12 protein-coding genes and 1 pseudogene are annotated in these 16,095 nt (G+C 61.5%); 11 read left to right on the top strand and 2 right to left on the bottom strand.

Annotated elements, in window-relative coordinates:
• Positions 1–57: 57 nt before the first annotated feature.
• Entirely contained in the window at positions 58–1,947 is a 1,890-nt protein-coding gene (locus QF047_RS10810; RefSeq protein ID WP_307276672.1) for a PEP-utilizing enzyme, read from the bottom strand.
• Between the two features lie 215 nt (positions 1,948–2,162).
• Between QF047_RS10810 and QF047_RS10805 the strand changes: the two genes are divergently transcribed.
• The 11 genes and pseudogenes from QF047_RS10805 to QF047_RS10755 all read left to right on the top strand — a co-directional run bounded on the left by QF047_RS10805 (position 2,163) and on the right by QF047_RS10755 (position 14,480).
• Positions 2,163–2,963: an IclR family transcriptional regulator gene (locus QF047_RS10805; RefSeq protein WP_307276669.1), complete on the top strand. Its 801-nt coding sequence runs from the start codon at positions 2,163–2,165 to the stop codon at positions 2,961–2,963.
• Positions 2,956–3,792 (top strand): IclR family transcriptional regulator, encoded by an 837-nt coding sequence (locus QF047_RS10800; protein ID WP_307276665.1) that lies wholly within the window; start codon positions 2,956–2,958, stop codon positions 3,790–3,792. Before QF047_RS10805 ends, QF047_RS10800 begins: the two co-directional genes overlap by 8 nt.
• A gap of 120 nt (positions 3,793–3,912) precedes the next feature.
• A complete protein-coding gene (locus QF047_RS10795; RefSeq protein ID WP_307281888.1) occupies positions 3,913–4,743 on the top strand; it encodes an amidohydrolase family protein in 831 nt (276 codons plus the stop codon).
• A gap of 301 nt (positions 4,744–5,044) precedes the next feature.
• Positions 5,045–6,235 carry a 4-hydroxybenzoate 3-monooxygenase gene (locus QF047_RS10790; RefSeq protein ID WP_307276662.1) on the top strand — a complete coding sequence of 397 codons (1,191 nt, stop codon included), beginning with the start codon at positions 5,045–5,047 and terminating at the stop codon, positions 6,233–6,235.
• Between the two features lie 92 nt (positions 6,236–6,327).
• Positions 6,328–6,576, top strand: coding sequence for an FCD domain-containing protein (locus QF047_RS10785; RefSeq protein WP_307276659.1), 249 nt, complete (start codon positions 6,328–6,330; stop codon positions 6,574–6,576).
• 358 nt (positions 6,577–6,934) lie between these two features.
• Positions 6,935–7,576: a biotin transporter BioY gene (locus QF047_RS10780; RefSeq protein ID WP_307276657.1), complete on the top strand. Its 642-nt coding sequence runs from the start codon at positions 6,935–6,937 to the stop codon at positions 7,574–7,576.
• A gap of 15 nt (positions 7,577–7,591) precedes the next feature.
• Positions 7,592–7,903: a CHY zinc finger protein gene (locus tag QF047_RS10775; RefSeq protein WP_307276654.1), complete on the top strand. Its 312-nt coding sequence runs from the start codon at positions 7,592–7,594 to the stop codon at positions 7,901–7,903.
• A 460-nt stretch (positions 7,904–8,363) separates the two neighbouring features.
• Positions 8,364–9,323, top strand: a complete 960-nt coding sequence (locus QF047_RS10770; protein ID WP_307276651.1) for a DUF2971 domain-containing protein — start codon at positions 8,364–8,366, stop codon at positions 9,321–9,323.
• Between the two features lie 154 nt (positions 9,324–9,477).
• Positions 9,478–9,740, top strand: a pseudogene (locus QF047_RS10765) (hypothetical protein); the annotation flags it as partial.
• Positions 9,741–10,890: 1,150 nt separating this feature from the next.
• Positions 10,891–12,246, top strand: a complete 1,356-nt coding sequence (locus tag QF047_RS10760) for a hypothetical protein (protein ID WP_307276648.1) — start codon at positions 10,891–10,893, stop codon at positions 12,244–12,246.
• A 1,421-nt stretch (positions 12,247–13,667) separates the two neighbouring features.
• Positions 13,668–14,480 (top strand): aldo/keto reductase, encoded by an 813-nt coding sequence (locus tag QF047_RS10755; RefSeq protein WP_307276643.1) that lies wholly within the window; start codon positions 13,668–13,670, stop codon positions 14,478–14,480.
• A 180-nt stretch (positions 14,481–14,660) separates the two neighbouring features.
• Here QF047_RS10755 and QF047_RS10750 read toward each other — a convergent pair whose 3' ends face one another.
• Positions 14,661–15,785: a DUF4192 domain-containing protein gene (locus tag QF047_RS10750; RefSeq protein ID WP_307276641.1), complete on the bottom strand. Its 1,125-nt coding sequence runs from the start codon at positions 15,783–15,785 to the stop codon at positions 14,661–14,663.
• Between the last annotated feature and the right edge of the window lie 310 nt (positions 15,786–16,095).

Below are 16,095 nucleotides of genomic sequence, written 5' to 3'. Positions count from 1 at the left end.
GGCAGCGTGTGTGCCGCTGCCGGCGGATGACTGTGTGTTGGGGAGCCGTGCCTTCTGTCAGGCGTCGGTGGACTCGCCCAGGATGGTGACGGTTCCGGCGTCGCCGTCAACGCGGATCAGCTGGCCGGTTTTAATGGTGGAGGTGCCGAAGCCGGTGCCGACAACCGCGGGCAGGCCGTATTCACGCGAGACGATGGCTGCGTGGCACATGATGCCGCCAATATCGCTCACTGCGCCGCGGATGCGGCCGAAGACCGGGGTCCAGCTGGGGCTTGTCACGGGGGAGACGAGGATTTCGCCTTCCTGCACGGTATCGAGCTGGTCGGGACGGAGCACTACGCGCGCACGGCCCTCGGCGATTCCGGGGGAGCCGGCGAACCCTGTCAGATGTGTCCTGCTGCTTCCGCCGTCCTGGGCCGTAAGCCACCGTTCGACGGTCTCCGGCGTGATGCCCCAGAGCATGATGGTCAGCGGCTCGTTGACCTCCCCGGGCACCGGGCCCAGGGCGGGTGGCGGGTTCCAGCTGCTGAGAGCTTCGTAGATTTCCTTGCGCCGCTTGATGATCTCTGGCCAGTGGTAGCCGCCCTGGGGTTTGCCGCCGGCGGCCCAGGCCATCTGGAGGTCCACGACGGCTTCTTCGACCTCGGCCCGGCGCAGGAAGAAGATGTCTTCAACGTCGTCCCAGAAGCCCCAGGTCTGCAGCAGCTTGCTGAATTCGCGGGCTTTGTTCCAGAAATTCGTCAGGAACCAGTGCTCGACATAGAAGTTGTGGTTTTCCACGTAGGGGAACACGGTCCGGGACAGGCCAAGGGCGGCATCGAAGGCGGGCAGGTCCTCCTCGTCCAGAAGGGAGCGGTAATGAACGACCAGTTCGTCACGTTCGGCCTGGAGCTTATCCAGTGGCCTTCTCAGGTCGTCGCCGCCGCGCAGCCTGACAATGTAGTCTCCGATGGCCTGGATCGGGAGCTGCAGATCGTCAATCCAGCTCCGGTGGGAGTGGTACATGCCGGACCCGTACGAGAAGTAAAACCAGGGGTCCTTGCTTTCCTCGAGGGCGGCTAGCCACGCTTTGCCTGCCTCAGAGTTTCCGAGGCTGCTGAGCAGGTCTTCTTCACTGTTGGCGGCATGGACGAGATCGCCGACACCAAGCTCCTCAGCCTTCCGGGCCAGGGCCCGCAGTTCGTCATCGGGACGGAAGAGCAGAACGTCAACACCGCTGACCATGCGGGAGATGGTCTGGTCATCGATCTCCGGGAAGTGCTCCTTGCACAAGGTCAGGAACTGCAGGTAGGCCGCGTAGCCAAGATTCAGGAATTCAGAATGCAGGGTCCAAATCTGGTCACCGTGTTCGAGCAGCCGGTGGTAGGCGGCCAGGAGCAGGTTTCCCTGGCTGGGACCGCGGTCTTCGGTCACTCGCTCGATGGCCTCGAATTCGGACAGCGGCGGAACTTCCAGCTCGTGGACGGCCCGGATGGCGCCGGTGACGCGTCCTTCCCATTCGGCGTAGAGGGTGTCCCAGTTCTGAAAGTAGTAGCCGGCCCGCTTGCCGAATTCCTCCGCCCGTCGTGCCTGTTCCTCGTCGTCTGGGCTGGGAATGGTTGACATGTAGGTGTAGCCGTTAATGACACGAACGTCCAGGCCTTTGGCCGGGGGCAGCGCAAACACACGGGTATTGGTTACCCCAGTGCCGGTGAAGGCACCGTCGATGGTGACCTGGTCAAAGGGGTAGGAGACTTCCGGGTAGTGCAGTGAGTTCCGGAACCAGGTCTTGGCAGAGTCTTCCGCCCGGCGCGTGGGCAGGAACCGGTTGTGGTAGGCGTACATTTCCTCCCACCCCTCGGCACCCTCGGGCGTCTGGATCTCGTAGGGATCCGGGAAACTGCGTTCCTGCCGTCCGTTCTGCACTGGAACGGCGTTTTCGTTCAATTCGCTGTCCGTGGTGGTCATGACTGCTCCTTTGCGTCCATGGGTGTCCGGGTGACAGGGGGACTGGTTTCCAGTGTGGACACATGTGACTCCAATCACCAGCAACCTTTTCACTCAGCGAAAAGAAACCTGGAGTAGGAGCTGAAAAGCTTCTTAGGGCGCGGTTGTCTTGCAGAGGCTTTTCACCAAGTGAAACTGGAGTTAGAGTTTGCTCTAAGCCCGAAAGGAGGAGGACCATGGCAGGTACTGATCCCGCTTCGCCTGGAAAATCAGTCACTGAACGGGCTTTTGCGGTACTCATGTCCTTCGACATGGACCATCGTCAAATGACCCTGTCGCAGATATCCCGCCGGAGCGGGCTGCCGGTGGCGACGACCTTCCGCCTGCTGAATCATCTCGAAGCCATTGCGGCAGTCGAACGGGATCCTGCAGGCCGCTACGCGATAGGCCCCAAAATTTGGGAACTGGGAATCCTCGCACCCACCCATGACGTTATCGGTATGGGAACCCGTCCTCTCTTGCTTCGTCTTGCGACAAAATCGGGAATGATGGTCCGCGTGTTCGTTTGCAACGGAGAGCAGGCGCTCTGCGTGGAAGAAGTTTTGGCCAATGGTGCCAGCGCGCCGGGCAGCGGGCCCGGAATGACCCTGCCCCTGGTGGATTCTGCCGCCGGACATGTCCTCATGGGAGGTATGACCCCGGCAGCCAGGAGCGCCTTGCCATTAACTCGCACGGCGTTCGCCCGAATGGAGGAGAGCATCACCGCTGCCACCGAACGAGGGTGGGCGCAGCAATCTGACGCGGCAGGTCACGTCGAATATGCCGTCCCGATCCGGGCTGAAGGCCGCCCGCCCATGGCCCTGTCCCTCAGCACACCGCCGGCGGCCTCAGCCGCCCGGCGGGCCGGGGTTTCCATCGAGACAATGATTCCCGAGATGCGGGGAGCCGCCCGCAGCCTTGCTGCCATCCTGGCACCCGCGCATCGGACCGGGGAGGACCCTCAAGCAACCACCGGAAGGAAGAACGGCGATGAGTGATGAGCCATACAAGAGCTCGGCGAAGTCCGTTACCGCGAGGGCGCTGGCCGTACTTGCCGCTTTTGATGTCGAAAATCCCCTGCTTACGCTCAGCCAGCTCGCCCGCCGAGCCGGGCTTCCTGTGGCGACCGTGTACCGGCTTGCCGGCGAGCTCGAAGACGGACGTTTCCTTGACCGGGACAATGAGGGCCGCTACGGGCTAGGGGTGCGGCTATGGGAGATGGGCCTGCTGACGCCTATCCACGGACGGCTCCGCGAGACTGCCATGCCGTTCCTCCTCAACCTTCAATATGACTGCAGGGAGACCGTGCAGCTGGCCGTCTGCGACGGCACGAATGCCATCTACATCGAAAAGCTCACCTCCAAGGTTTCCGTACCCCTTCAGAGCCGCATCGGCGCCCGCATACCGCTCCATGCCACAGGCGTCGGCAAAGCATTGCTTGCTTTTAGCCCCGAGGCCTTCACCGACGCAATACTCGCCATGCCCTTGGCCCGGTACACGCCGGATACGATTACTGACCGAAGGTCACTGTCGCGACAGCTGGTGCAAATCCGCCAAAACGGCTACGCCCAAAGCCACCAGGAATACCAGCTTGGATCCACTTCCATCGCCGCCCCGGTCCTCGTCGCCGGCAAAGTCCAAGCCGCAATCGGCATTGTCAGCTACAGCCTCAGGACCGACATGGCCCAATACGTTCCGTCCCTGCTTCACGCCGCCCAAGGATTGGCCCGGCGTCTCGAAGAGGCAGTCGGAACAGCGTATCCGAGCATAAGCGAACCGGTGCCGGAGCACGGCGCTAACGGCACGGATCCGATGCCTGCTCTGTGACCAGCCGTTCAGTATCCCGAGTACCGCCCGCTATCGACCTGTAAAAGCCCTGCCCTGAAAGAGGATTGACCTGTGTCCTACACACTCCAGCTGGACGTCGAATCGCTCGTCGCCATCGACATGCACGTCCACATCGAAGTCGATGACCACGGCCATAACGCACTGCCCTCACCACTGGTGGAAGCAGCCAGCAAATACTTCAAGACAAGCGGCCCCCGACCGGACCTGAACGCCATCGCCGACATGTACCGGGAACGCAAAATGGCGGCCGTGGTCTTCACAGTGGATGCTTCCAGTCACCTCGGCCACCCACCAAACAGCAGCGAAGAGATAGCCCGCGGCGCAGCCGAAAACAATGACGTCCTGATCCCCTTCGGATCCGTGGACCCGCACCACGGCACCAAAGCCATCAGCCGCGCCGTCCGGCTAGCAGAGGACTACGGCGTACGCGGATTCAAGTTCCACCCCAGCGTCCAAAACTTTGACCCTAGCGATACAACGTTCTACCCCTTGTACGAAGCCCTACAAACGCTCAATCTGCCGGTCATTTTTCACACAGGCCAAACAGGCATCGGATCCGGACTTCCCGGAGGATTCGGCATAAAACTCGGACTATCAAACCCCATCCTTCTCGATCCCGTGGCCGCCGATTTCCCCCAGCTACAGATCATCATGGCCCACCCTTCCGTCCCCTGGCAGGAGGAGGCTCTTGCTGTAGCCACCCACAAGAAGAACGTCTGGATAGACCTCTCCGGCTGGTCGCCCAAGTACTTTCCAGAAAGCCTTGTCCGCCAGGCCAACTCGCTTCTCCAGGACAAGGTGCTGTTCGGCTCAGACTTCCCCCTGATCACGCCAGACCGGTGGATGAAGGACTTTGCGCTGCTCGATCTGCACGACGAAGTCCGACACAAAATACTCAAAAGCAACGCAATTCGCCTCCTCGGACTCTAGCCAGGGGTTCACGCGGCTTGCGGCTGCCCCGGATACAGAGCCAAAGGGAATAGCCCACCGATGCTGCGCACGGCGTCGCTTGGCGTCGTGTTCCCTTGCACGAAATGCACCTGCAGGAGTTGGTGCCCGCGCTACAGAACTCCACCGAGGGGTTGGGCGCTACGTGACAGATCCATAACCGCAACCCCATTCAACGGAATGTGTGTGTCCGGACCAACAGAGCGCGACGCACACTGGTTGCCCGCCAGACCTACAACCCGGCACCGCTCAAGCGGAGCCCCGCAACGAAGCGAGACGCGCCATGGCAGCACGCAAGACCGTCACCACCCAAGTAGCCATCATGGGAGCCGGGCCCGCAGGGCTGATGCTGTCCCACCTGTTGGCTAAGGCCGGCATTGAATCCACGGTCATTGAAGTCCGCAGCCACAAGGAAATCTCCGAAACCGTCCGCGCCGGCATCCTGGAACACGGGACCGTGAACATGCTGGTGGACAGCGGCGTCTCGGACCGGGTGCTGCGCGACGGCGACCGGCACGACGGCATCGAACTGCGGTTCAACGGCGAGAGCCACCGCGTCGATTTCAAGGACCTCGTGGGGGAGTCCGTGTGGCTGTACCCGCAGACGGACGTCTTCCTGGACCTCGCCGCGCGCAGGAAGGCCGACGGCGGCGACGTCCGCTACAGCGTCACCGACACTACCGTCCACGACCTCGAAGGCAAGCCAAAGGTCTGGTTCACCGACTCCGACGGCATGGAGCATGAAATCCAGGCCGACTTCCTGGTGGGCGCGGACGGCTCCCGGAGCCACTGCCGGTTCCAGATTCCAGAGGCGCACCGCAAGTGGTACTTCCACGAGTACCCCTTCGCCTGGTTCGGCATCCTGGCCGAAGCCCCGCGCAGCTCGGATGAGCTGATCTACGCCAACTCGGACAACGGCTTCGCCCTGATCAGCCAGCGCACCGCCACAGTGCAGCGGATGTACTTCCAGTGCGACCCCAAAGAGAATGTGGCCGAGTGGGACGATGACCGAATTTGGGCCGCGTTCCGCAGCCGCGTCAACGGTAACGGCTTCGAGCTCAAGGAAGGGCCGGTCATCGAGAAGATGGTGCTGCCGTTCCGAAGCTTCGTCCACACCCCCATGCGGTACGGCAACCTGTTCCTCGCCGGCGACGCCGCACACACCGTCCCGCCCACCGGAGCCAAGGGCCTGAACCTGGCCATCCACGACGTCAAGGTCCTCTTCGAAGGACTCGACAGCCACTACAACTCCGGGTCCGACCGGCTGCTCGAAACCTACAGCGACCGTGCCCTGGAGCGGGTGTGGAAGGCGCAGCAGTTCTCCTACTGGATGACCACCATGCTGCACACCCCCACCGACGCGGACGATTTCTCCCGCGCCCGCCAGCTGGGCGAACTGAACTCCGTTGTCTCCTCCAGGAACGGCATGGCCTACCTCGCCGAGGCCTACACCGGCTGGCCCGGCACGCGGTAACTGCAGCCTTCCTGGACATCTCCGCCGTGAACGGAGGGCTTCGCTGATCACTTCTCGCTTGCGGAAATGAACCGCGCCTTCCACTTGCAGCTGTGGCGCGCCACCCACGGTCCATCACTCATCGGACTGCTGGAACCCTGGACCAGCAGGTGCGCCGGTACACCCTCAACACACTGACCTACCCGGGCAGGTGGCCCGTGGTGCTGGCCGACTACGCCGAACTGCTGGCCGCCATTGAGAACGCCGAACCGGAGCGCGCGGGGGAGATCGCCGCCCGCCACATGTCGGACGCCTTAGGCATCAGGTTGAAGATGTACGCCGAAGATCCCAGGCTGCTCTAGGGCGAATCCGCGCCCTGGCGGCGTTCCTTACAAGACCCGCCGGCCGATGTTCCTGCATACTCCGTCGCAACAGGAAACCCGAGAGTCGGGTGCAGGGCATCAACCGGCGCAAAGAGGTGGGCCAGGATCCAAAAAGCCTGGCCCACCTTGCTATGCATAATTTGAGGCAGGGGGTCAGAAACTCGACGCGGATACCTTTGTGTTGAGGCCTTGGACGAGAGCTCTGCAAGGCAGATCGCTGGTTTGTGGCAATTGATCCACAGATCGTCGGCGCAGTCGTGGCTTCGCTACAAAATGACCGTAGACAGGGCTCTGTAGCCTTCTTCGGAGGACCCGACCACCATTCACAGGAGGAACCATGAGCCACCAGACGACCTCGACTTCGGCACCGCGCCGCCCGGCCCAGACCAGCCCCCGCACGCCGCGTCGGTTGTGGGATGCGCAGTCGCTGGCCCTTATCTCCGTGTTCGGCGCGTTGATTGCAGCCTCGGCGGTCGTCCCGGGCATTCCCGTCGGGAGTTTCGGGGTGCCTATCACGCTGCAGACCCTCGCCATCATGGTGACGGGCCTCGTCCTGGGCGGATCACGTGCCGCCGCAGCGGTGGCGCTCTACCTGCTCCTTGCGTTCGCCGGGCTGCCGATCTTCTCGGGCGGCCGGGCGGGCCTGGCCGTCCTCGCCGGCGGATCCGCCGGATACATCGTGGGGTTCGTCCTCGCCGCTCTGCTCGTTGGCATGGCCGCCGAGCAAATCATCCGGCGCGTCCCCGCCAAGCGGCGCGGCCTTTGGTTCTTCCTCGTTGCCATTATGGTGACCGTGGTCGCATCGCACATGCTCGGCGTGCTCGGCATGATGGTCAACCTCAAGCTGTCGTGGCAGGCTGCTTTCGCCAGTGACCTCATCTTCTACCCGGGCGATATCGTGAAGGACGCCGTGGCATCCGTTGCGGCTGTGGCCGCGCACCGGGCCTTCCCGGACATCCTCGTGCGCCGCGTGAAGTAAGCGAGGCCCAGAGCCATGAGGATCTTCGGCAGGATCGTAGACGACGAAACCCGCTGCATTCACTACCACACCGACGTAGATGTGATAGCCATAAAGTTCAAGTGCTGTCTTCGGTACTATCCCTGCCACCTCTGTCACGAGGAAGAGACAGATCACAAGGTCCAAACTTGGCCCAGGAACGAATGGGCAGAGCTAGCAGTTCTATGCGGTGTCTGCAAAGGCGAGATGTCCATCCACGCTTATCTGGCAACGACATCTTGCCCAAACTGCGCCACACGCCTGAACGAACGGTGTGCCGCCCACACGCATTTTTACTTCCAGACCTGAACGGAACCTCTCCGATGATTCCCCGCGAAGGGCGACGCCAGCGCACAGCGGCTTTGCAGTGACACCCCAGGGCGGCAGTGTGCCTGCCCCAGCGCAGCCACACCACAAGAGCTCTTGCCTTCATTTGCGCCTGAAAAGAAGCACACGCGTTGCCTTTGAGAAGCTCTAGGGGACTGCGTCGACGAGTGGTCTAATCCGCTTCTGCCCTTTCTGCTGAAGAGCCGATAACGGAGATTCGGTAAAGCTGACGAGGCTTGGCTCTACTGGCTGGGGAAGAGGACGGTGTCCAAACTTGGTGCCCGAATATCAAGCCCTGCTCTTGGCTGATCCCCGTCGCCTCGCATCCCTGCTGCCCACCATGCTGATTCGGGGCAAAGCCTTCACCGAGCAATGTGCTGTTCGCGAAAACCGTCATCCACTCATGCCACAGACTTACAACGGCATCAAATAAGGTCGCTACATGACAGTAAACCCGGTGGACGACGTTCCATGGAGCTACGAGCCAGACGACTTAGTGTGGCATTACACCAACTGTCCAGCGTTGAAGAATATCCTCACCAAACATGAGCTTTGGGCAGGGAACACAGCGTTCATGAACGATACGGGAGAACGCAGACTTGCCGATCAGTACCTGCGGGACGCCAAGAGAAGGATGGGAGAAGTCTTCCCTCCCGTGCTGGACTCCTATCTGGACCACGTGGGCGATTGGTACGACAACCTACGATTTACCGGTCCGAACGCCCCTGATGGTACGCGGTACCTCCTGAGTGCTTCGAGGAGCGGCGACTCACTGACTATGTGGCGCGGATACGCTGGCACCGACGAGGTTTCCTACGCCGTCGGGCTAGATCGTCGCCAGTCCTTGAGGATTCTGGCGCATGCAAGCCTTGATAGGAGCCGGGTGGGGCGGTCCAACGACGTCAAAGGTTGGTTCGATGTGTCATACGATCCACAACGCGCTAAAAAGAGGGCTAGAGTCGCCGTCCGCGAAATCTTGGATACCTACTCCGTCGCTTCGGGCAATGAGGATTCTGGCGATGCAGAAGTCTTCAACAAGATCGAGGACGTGACTGAACAGCTTCGGGACGAAACGAAGCATGAAGGGTTCCGCCACGAAGAAGAGTCGCGAATCATTGTAAAAGCGGAGCAACAGTTAGCTCGCTACCGGCCCGGCAAACTGGGGATGATTCCCTACGTAGCCATCACAGGTTCCGACGGCTCTACTGACCCTGTGGTGCATATAGCCAACAAATTGCCGATCCGTGAGATATTCATTTCTCCTGGCAGAGATAGGTTTTATTCTGCTCGAAGTCTCAACTTCCTCCTCGAGAACTGCGGTTATGGAGGCTCATATTTCGAGCCTTGGCATGGCCTGATCAACGAAATCAAAATCCGAGTATCGAGTACGCCGTTCCGCTAATGTGAGGATCGCGGACGTCCTCGTAATTCGGCCCCACGAAGGCCATTTCGTCACGGATCCCGACTGCCGAACCAGGACAGAGGCGAAGCGCATCCCGGACCTTTCCGGGCCTCTCCCCTGGCCGTTTCCGAACGCCGATGATGGAATTTCCGTCACGCTGCGGCCGCGTCGGCGACGGCACAACGATGGCGCTGGCAGGGGAGCGGTTCACCCCAGCTTGGCGTGCCGCCGGATCCTGGCCCGGCTGATTGAGGAGCACGGAGCGGAGGAGCTCTCGTATTCAACGATGCGTGACTACGTGCGGGTCCGCCGGGCGCAGATCAATGTGGAAGCCGGCCGCAGGGTTGAGGTGTTCGTGCCGCAGGAACACGAACCCGGCGCTGGGCCTAGGTAGATTTCGGTGAGCTCTGCACTGTGCATCGATGTCGCCCTGAGTCATGGTCGCAACGTGATTCCGGCAGGTGACAAATGGAATCCCGTCGATCCCGTGTATGACATCAGACGCCTTGTGCGATGGCTGCGGATCGATTATCTTTTACAACATCTCGAATAGTGTTCCGATTAGCGGAATAAGTCGAGTTCAGCCCGGGACAGAGAGGTGCCGAGGACATGTTTGATTCAACTGTGATGGAGCCCGCGAGCGATTCGCGCAGGCGTCGGTTCAGATCATCGAAAGTTGCGGCGACCGTCGCCGCAATAGGCGTGGCGGCGCTGGCGGGGGGCCTGCTGGCTCCCGCGTCCGCTGCAGCCGAGGCAGCGACATGCCAGTTCGTGGGTGCATCTCCCGTTCCCGGCACTGACGTCGAGGCGCCGCTTGCGGTCGATGCAACCTGCGTCGATCCGGACTACAACGAGAGCACATTGGTGATCGACAGCACGGCTTCGCTCGTGCACGTCGATTCGAAGGGCCAGGTGTTTCCGTACACAGAAGTCAAGGGGCACTTCCCGGTTATGGACACGCCGGATTCCCTGCCTCCGGGCGTGAAAAAGGGCCCGACGCTGAACCAGCAGGACATCGTCTGGAGATTCCCTGCCCGCGAATATTTCAAGAACCGCTCCTTCCAGCACACCTACCCGCTTCAGGGCACGGGTCCGCTCGACCTCAACGAGGTGGACCTAGGCTTCGCATTCGCCAACGGCGCCTTCACGGTGAAGGTCAACCACGGCAATCCATTCGGGGGCTACCGAGTGAACGCCGCCACGACGAAGCTTGCCAAGGTTTACGCCGCTCAGCACTACGGAAGCGCCGTCCCGATCAACAGCTATCTGTGGGGACAGAGTGGTGGCTCGGTGCAGACGATCGGTGCCGCTGAGGCCACGACCGGGGTATGGGCGGGAGTGATCCCCGCAGTCATCGCGCCCACAGGTCTGATCGTGCACTCCTTCCAATGGCAGGCCCTCTACGCTCTCGCGTTACCACTGGAGACGCGCTCACAAGTTCGACAGAACGCTGAAGCCGGAAGCGGGCGCAGCATCTATGACGGACTAGATGCCGAGCAGCGCTCGATACTCGACGAGTTGCTCTCAAGGGGGATTCGCTCGCAGCGCCCTGGGCAATGCCCTGACCGTGGATCTCGCAAACGGCGATCAGATCCCGGTCGGAGATGCGACGGTGGGCACCGTTGTCGGTCCTCTCCCTGGCGTAGCCGGCCCCAGCCTGGTTTACGGCCCGGGATCGAATACCATTCGCGCATTGGACGAGACCTACGAGGACGATTTCTGGTCGAAGCCCGGCTATGCGGGCGCCAACCCGCCGAACTACCTCTCGGCCGCGAAGGTGGATGGTTACGCGACGATCACCGACATCGTCCGAGACGCCCAGGGCGTCCCGACCGCGCTGAAGTTCGATCCAGCCACGGTCCCTGCCCTCGGGTCGATCGGCGACCGTCACATGGACTACTACGTCTACGACGGGGAAGGGACCACGCGCACCATCGACAGGACGGATCCGACCAATCCCGTCTTCTCTCTGACGGGCGTCCTGGATACCACGACCAGCACCCTGGCGTTGCCGGTCAACACCAATGTCCTTTCCGCCACCGTTCCTAACAGTTCCGTGCTCCTGGACGCCCTCGACGTGGGCGACAAAATCCGGATCAACAACAGGTTCTTCCTCGCCCAGGTGCACTACCCACGCCACTCCATCCTCACCAACGGCAGTCAGGGCTACGACCAATACAAGGAGATTAACGGCAAAGCGAAGTATCCCCAGCGCGAAGTCCAGATCGTTTCGACCCCGAGTGGCTCCATGGGCGGAATCAGGGAGTCGGGCAACATCAAAACCAAGATGATGGTGATGGAGAACCTGGCGGACGCCAACTCCTACCCCTACGTGGCCGGGTTCTATCAGCAGCAGGTCGAGAAGGCCTTGGGCAAGCGCAAGGCCCAAGAGAATTTCCGAGTCTATTACCAGGAGCACGGCGGGCACTCAAACACCGGTATCGTCCAGGGGATCTTTAACCAGATGGTCCTTGATCTTGTCGCCTGGGCCGAGCAGGGCGTTGAGCCCAAGCCGTCGTCGAACTGGCAGATTGACTCACAGACGCAGGTCGTCCTGCCACAGACCGCGGCGGACCGCAAGGGCCTGCAGCCGGTGGTCCACCTCGCGGCTAACGGTAATGAGCGTGCGGAGGTCGGCGTTCTCCAGCCGGTCAACCTGTCTGCCACGATCGAGATGCCGCCGACCACGGGCAAGATCATCCAGTACAGCTGGACGATCGAGCGTAAGGGCGCGCCCGCCGTCACTGAACCGGCAAAAGTGCTCGCCACCCCCACCAATGTGGTGACCGCCAGTCGGCCCATGAACTTCGCGATCCCGGGGGAGTATGTCGTGACGCTGAACGTCGTCGGCGATCGCAATGGAGTCGCGGGAACGAGTACTCCGCTGGAGAATCTCGACGAAGTCCGCGTGGTCGTCCGCTAACCACCCAGTATCCCGAGGGGGCCGGCAGCACAATGCCGACCCCCTCGGTTGCGCCGCCAGCAGTGCCGCCCCTGCTCCCAAATCCTCCCTTGCATCGAGGAGGAGAAACGCCTCATGGCGTGCTGCTTGGCGCGGAGGAAGGTGCCACGAGTGACTTCGTCCATCTGGTTCATCCGTCGCAGGTGATGCCAGCGGATGTAGCGGCCGGATCATGTCTCGATGCTGAGGATCTTTGGTCCGGTCGATGGCATCAGCAGACCAGGTCTCGTAGCGCGTTCGGAGTTCGTCGTGCCGGGGGAGAACCCCGTGCTCTATCAGGAGGCCACGAACGTACTCCCGGGTCCTCGAGTCGGGCAATGCGTCGAAGATTTCGTGGATGATATTTGGGGCGACGGTGAGGTTTCGGAGGAAGGCTGTGACGTGCTTTTGCTGGATCCAAGTCAGGCCACTGTTGGCCCGTTTCATCGACTTCAGGGCCGCTGCCAGTGGGATCAGTTCGCTGGCCATTGAGCCGGTGGCCGGGTTGGTCAGCAGGTCATCTACGAGATCGCCGAGGGCACAGGTCCAGCAGCGTCCACCGCTATAGAGTTCATCCTCTGCTCCGCACCGCGGGACATCGATGTTGAGGCGAACGCCCGAACAGCGCCGGCATGCCGGCTGCTCATCAAACATTCCGGGCAGGACGCCGTCGTGCCCGCAGGCGCAGAGCCCGCGGGTGCGTTTTGCTTGCTGGTAGCAGTAGCCGCAGACTCCGGCGTCGGGCCATCGAACGACTGTTTGATGGTGCTGGCCGCAGCGGCCGCAGGGGACCGCCCAGCGGATCGGGTCCTCTGCTTTGCGTGGCCTACCCACTATCCTCGGAAGCGACGAGGCGGACGCGTAGTTCCGAAGGCAGTGCAGCCCCAGTTCCTTCGGAAGCTCGACGGCGTCACGGGCAGCTGCGAAGGCATCCCCGAAAGAACCCAGTGACATCCGGGCTCCACGCTCGCTGGGCCAAAGAGCCGATGACCGGTCAGCCGTTGGGAACCGCTGCCGCATCCCGTCGGATGTCCAGGTCTTCAGCTGGTCCACGACCCAGTCAAACTCCGGAACGGTGAGGACGGTGCGCCGTCTGGGCCCGAACCCTGCGGTACCTTTGGCGAAACGGACCTGCAGGGCGCCGAACGGCCATAGTCGCTGACGTGGGGATTGGGGCCGGATCGGGGGCGAAACTTCCTGCCAACACAACAGCGGCAGCGGCCCTGATGAGCCACTCATCGGCGGTAAAGAGGGGCTCCGGAGTTGGCGGATAACGCAGGATGCTTGGCTGGCTGCGTAAACTCATTCACTGAGGCACCGAACCGTCCAGCTTTAGGTCCCCGCGCAGCCGAGCCGGCGACGGAAAATGTGACCGAAAACTGAAACATGTGGATAGGACAGTTATGGCTGACCGAGTTACTTTCCCTATCGCGATCGGCACAGCAAAGTTTGCTTTCAGCGATTTAGTGCGGTCCGAGGCTGTAAAGGCTTTAGTAGACGCTGTGAACGGCGGGGTGACGCTTGTGGACACGGCGCTGGCTTATACACGCCCGGGCATCGAGTCCTACGCAGAAGAAGTCGTTCGAGAGGTGATTGCCGAAGTTGGCAAAGACAGCGTAACCATCGCAACAAAAGGCGGCCACTGGCGCAGGGGAAACGATTTTCCCGTGGATGGAAGCCCCGGGGCCTTGCGCCGGCACTGTCTAATCAGCCTCCGGACACTAGGTGTTGAACGGATCGATTTGTACCAGCTCCACCATCCCGACCCCAAGCTGCCCATCGAGGAGAGCGTTGCCGCGCTGGCAGAACTTCGCTCGGAAGGACTCGTGGCAACAATTGGGCTGTCAAACGTCAGCGCTGATCAACTGGACCGCGCACGGACAGTGACCAAGATCGACGCTGTGCAGAATCGCCTCTCGGTGACGTCATCGGAGGATCTCCCTCTCGCCGCGGCATGTAGGCGCGCGGGGATCACTTACCTTGCATACCAACCTTTGAACGGTGGTGCCAATCCGGTCAGGGCGGTCCTTCGAGTCGCCCAAAGACATGGGGCAACTCCCCATCAGGTAATGCTCGCCTGGGTCATCGCGCAGGGGCCCGGAATTATCCCCATCGTAGGCGCGACCAAGACGCGGAGCATCAGGGAGGCCCTGCAAGCCGCTAACCTCCAACTCGACGCGGCGGACCTCGCCGACCTAGCCGGTGACGCACTCTAAAGGGGCAGCCATCGATGTAGGTGCGCGCTAAGTTTAGTCATCGAAAATCCGTTACAGTTCACCCCTTTTACAGGCACTCCCCCGGCTGTTTCGAAGAGCCGATAACCGACGTTTCGTCAACGAAGGCTGCGGGCCGGTTCGGTTTGTCGTGGCTGGTCTCGGAGCCGGTGGAGTAGCTGCTTAGCAGTGATGGTGGTACCCGCTAATGAGTTTTTTGTCCCCCGGTTGACCTAGGACAAAACTCGCTCTGCCGGTTCGCGCTTTGAGTGCCTCAGGCAGGTCGTAGGGCAGTGTTTTGTAGGCGGTGTTTTTGTTCATGTTCCAGCCGGCGACGATTCCGGAGCCGATCATTTGGTCGCTGAGGCGGGCGAGGCGGTAGGCGGGGTCGGTGTCGAGGGCGAGTTGGAGGAATTGGTGTGCTTTGCTTCCTCTGCCTTCCCACCAGTTGATGTAGCCGATGGCTGTGAGGACGGGTGCTGCGTGTTCGGGGCTGGTGCGGGTGTAGGCGTGCAGGAGCAGTTGTTGTGCCCATTCGATGCGTGACCATTTCGGTGCCTGGTCGGTTTGGGCGAACAGGATCTGTTGCATGGGTTCGTCGACCCCGGGGATGTCGGCGATGAGGCGGTCGCGGATTGCTGGGAATTGCAGGTTCGCGACGAGCGTATGGCAGTCGTTGTCGCTCGGGAAGGTCTTGGAGTCGAGCATGTCTGCCCAGAGTTCCCTGGCCTGCTGCAGCGCGGTGTTGGATGGCTGGGAAGCGATGGTGTCTATGTGATGTTCGACGGCGGCAGCTTTGGCCTCTGCCTGGTTGCTGGTCGGGACGGTGATGCGGTCGGTGGGTTCGACGAAACTGCCGCGGTAGATGAACTCGGCGTTGATCGCGCTTGTCTGGGTGGAGCTGACGGGCAGGGCGAGGCTGGTGCCGGGTTCGCCGTCGTAGGGAGAGAAGGTTTCGTCTCCTACGACGAGTCCGTCCCGGATGGTGATGCCTTGTTCGGCGAGGACCCCGGTAAGGGCGGCGATGGTGCCGGCATATGGTCGGGCCTGGCCGGGGCAGGCGGTTTCGCTGGTGTAGACGGCGAAGAGTATGGATGTGGCGGTGGTGTCGCTGGTGAGGTAGTGGGCGACGGTGCGTGCGTAGGGGAGTTCCTGGCCTGGTTGGCGGGGCAGATCGATGCGCAGGGTCGCGCCGATGCTGTTCTGGTTCATGGTGATGCAGACCAGGCTTTCCTGCGGCCAGAAGCCCAGGGTGTGCCCGATGAAGCTGAGGACATCTGATGGTGTTGTGATCGTGAGCTTTTCCATGATCCCGTGGTTCCCTTCACCCTCTGTGTTGCTGTGTATTCTGCGGTCGTTGGTTATGGCCGTCGTTCTGGTAGGGGACCACCCGCTGGGCTAAGGGGCTGGAGTGCAACTTGGGGAACCGACGCCGTGGGCGAAAACTTCATCTGGGGGCAATGCTTCATCGTTCCAGTGGAGAAGTTTTAGGTTCCGGGGTCGGCGCGGTAGCGCCCTCGTTGCGCGGAGGGTCCGCCCAGCGATCATGGGGCATATCAGAATGACAAACAGCGATACAGCTTTTACGTATCCATCGAGGGAAAAGAATCGAGCCGCA

Source organism: Arthrobacter sp. W4I7 (genome assembly GCF_030816215.1).
GTDB classification, from domain to species: Bacteria; Actinomycetota; Actinomycetes; order Actinomycetales; family Micrococcaceae; genus Arthrobacter; species Arthrobacter siccitolerans_A.
The sequence above is the reverse complement of the archived record's forward strand: the minus strand, read 5'-3'. Positions and strand labels throughout refer to the sequence as shown.

What these genes read in the sequence shown, in the direction of transcription:
- QF047_RS10810 (WP_307276672.1), bottom strand. Translation starts at nt 1,947, where the DNA reads ATGACCACCACGGACAGCGAATTGAACGAAAACGCCGTTCCAGTGCAG.
- QF047_RS10805 (WP_307276669.1), top strand. Translation starts at nt 2,163, where the DNA reads ATGGCAGGTACTGATCCCGCTTCGCCTGGAAAATCAGTCACTGAACGG.
- QF047_RS10800 (WP_307276665.1), top strand. Translation starts at nt 2,956, where the DNA reads ATGAGTGATGAGCCATACAAGAGCTCGGCGAAGTCCGTTACCGCGAGG.
- QF047_RS10795 (WP_307281888.1), top strand. Translation starts at nt 3,913, where the DNA reads ATGCACGTCCACATCGAAGTCGATGACCACGGCCATAACGCACTGCCC.
- QF047_RS10790 (WP_307276662.1), top strand. Translation starts at nt 5,045, where the DNA reads ATGGCAGCACGCAAGACCGTCACCACCCAAGTAGCCATCATGGGAGCC.
- QF047_RS10780 (WP_307276657.1), top strand. Translation starts at nt 6,935, where the DNA reads ATGAGCCACCAGACGACCTCGACTTCGGCACCGCGCCGCCCGGCCCAG.
- QF047_RS10775 (WP_307276654.1), top strand. Translation starts at nt 7,592, where the DNA reads ATGAGGATCTTCGGCAGGATCGTAGACGACGAAACCCGCTGCATTCAC.
- QF047_RS10770 (WP_307276651.1), top strand. Translation starts at nt 8,364, where the DNA reads ATGACAGTAAACCCGGTGGACGACGTTCCATGGAGCTACGAGCCAGAC.
- QF047_RS10755 (WP_307276643.1), top strand. Translation starts at nt 13,668, where the DNA reads ATGGCTGACCGAGTTACTTTCCCTATCGCGATCGGCACAGCAAAGTTT.
- QF047_RS10750 (WP_307276641.1), bottom strand. Translation starts at nt 15,785, where the DNA reads ATGGAAAAGCTCACGATCACAACACCATCAGATGTCCTCAGCTTCATC.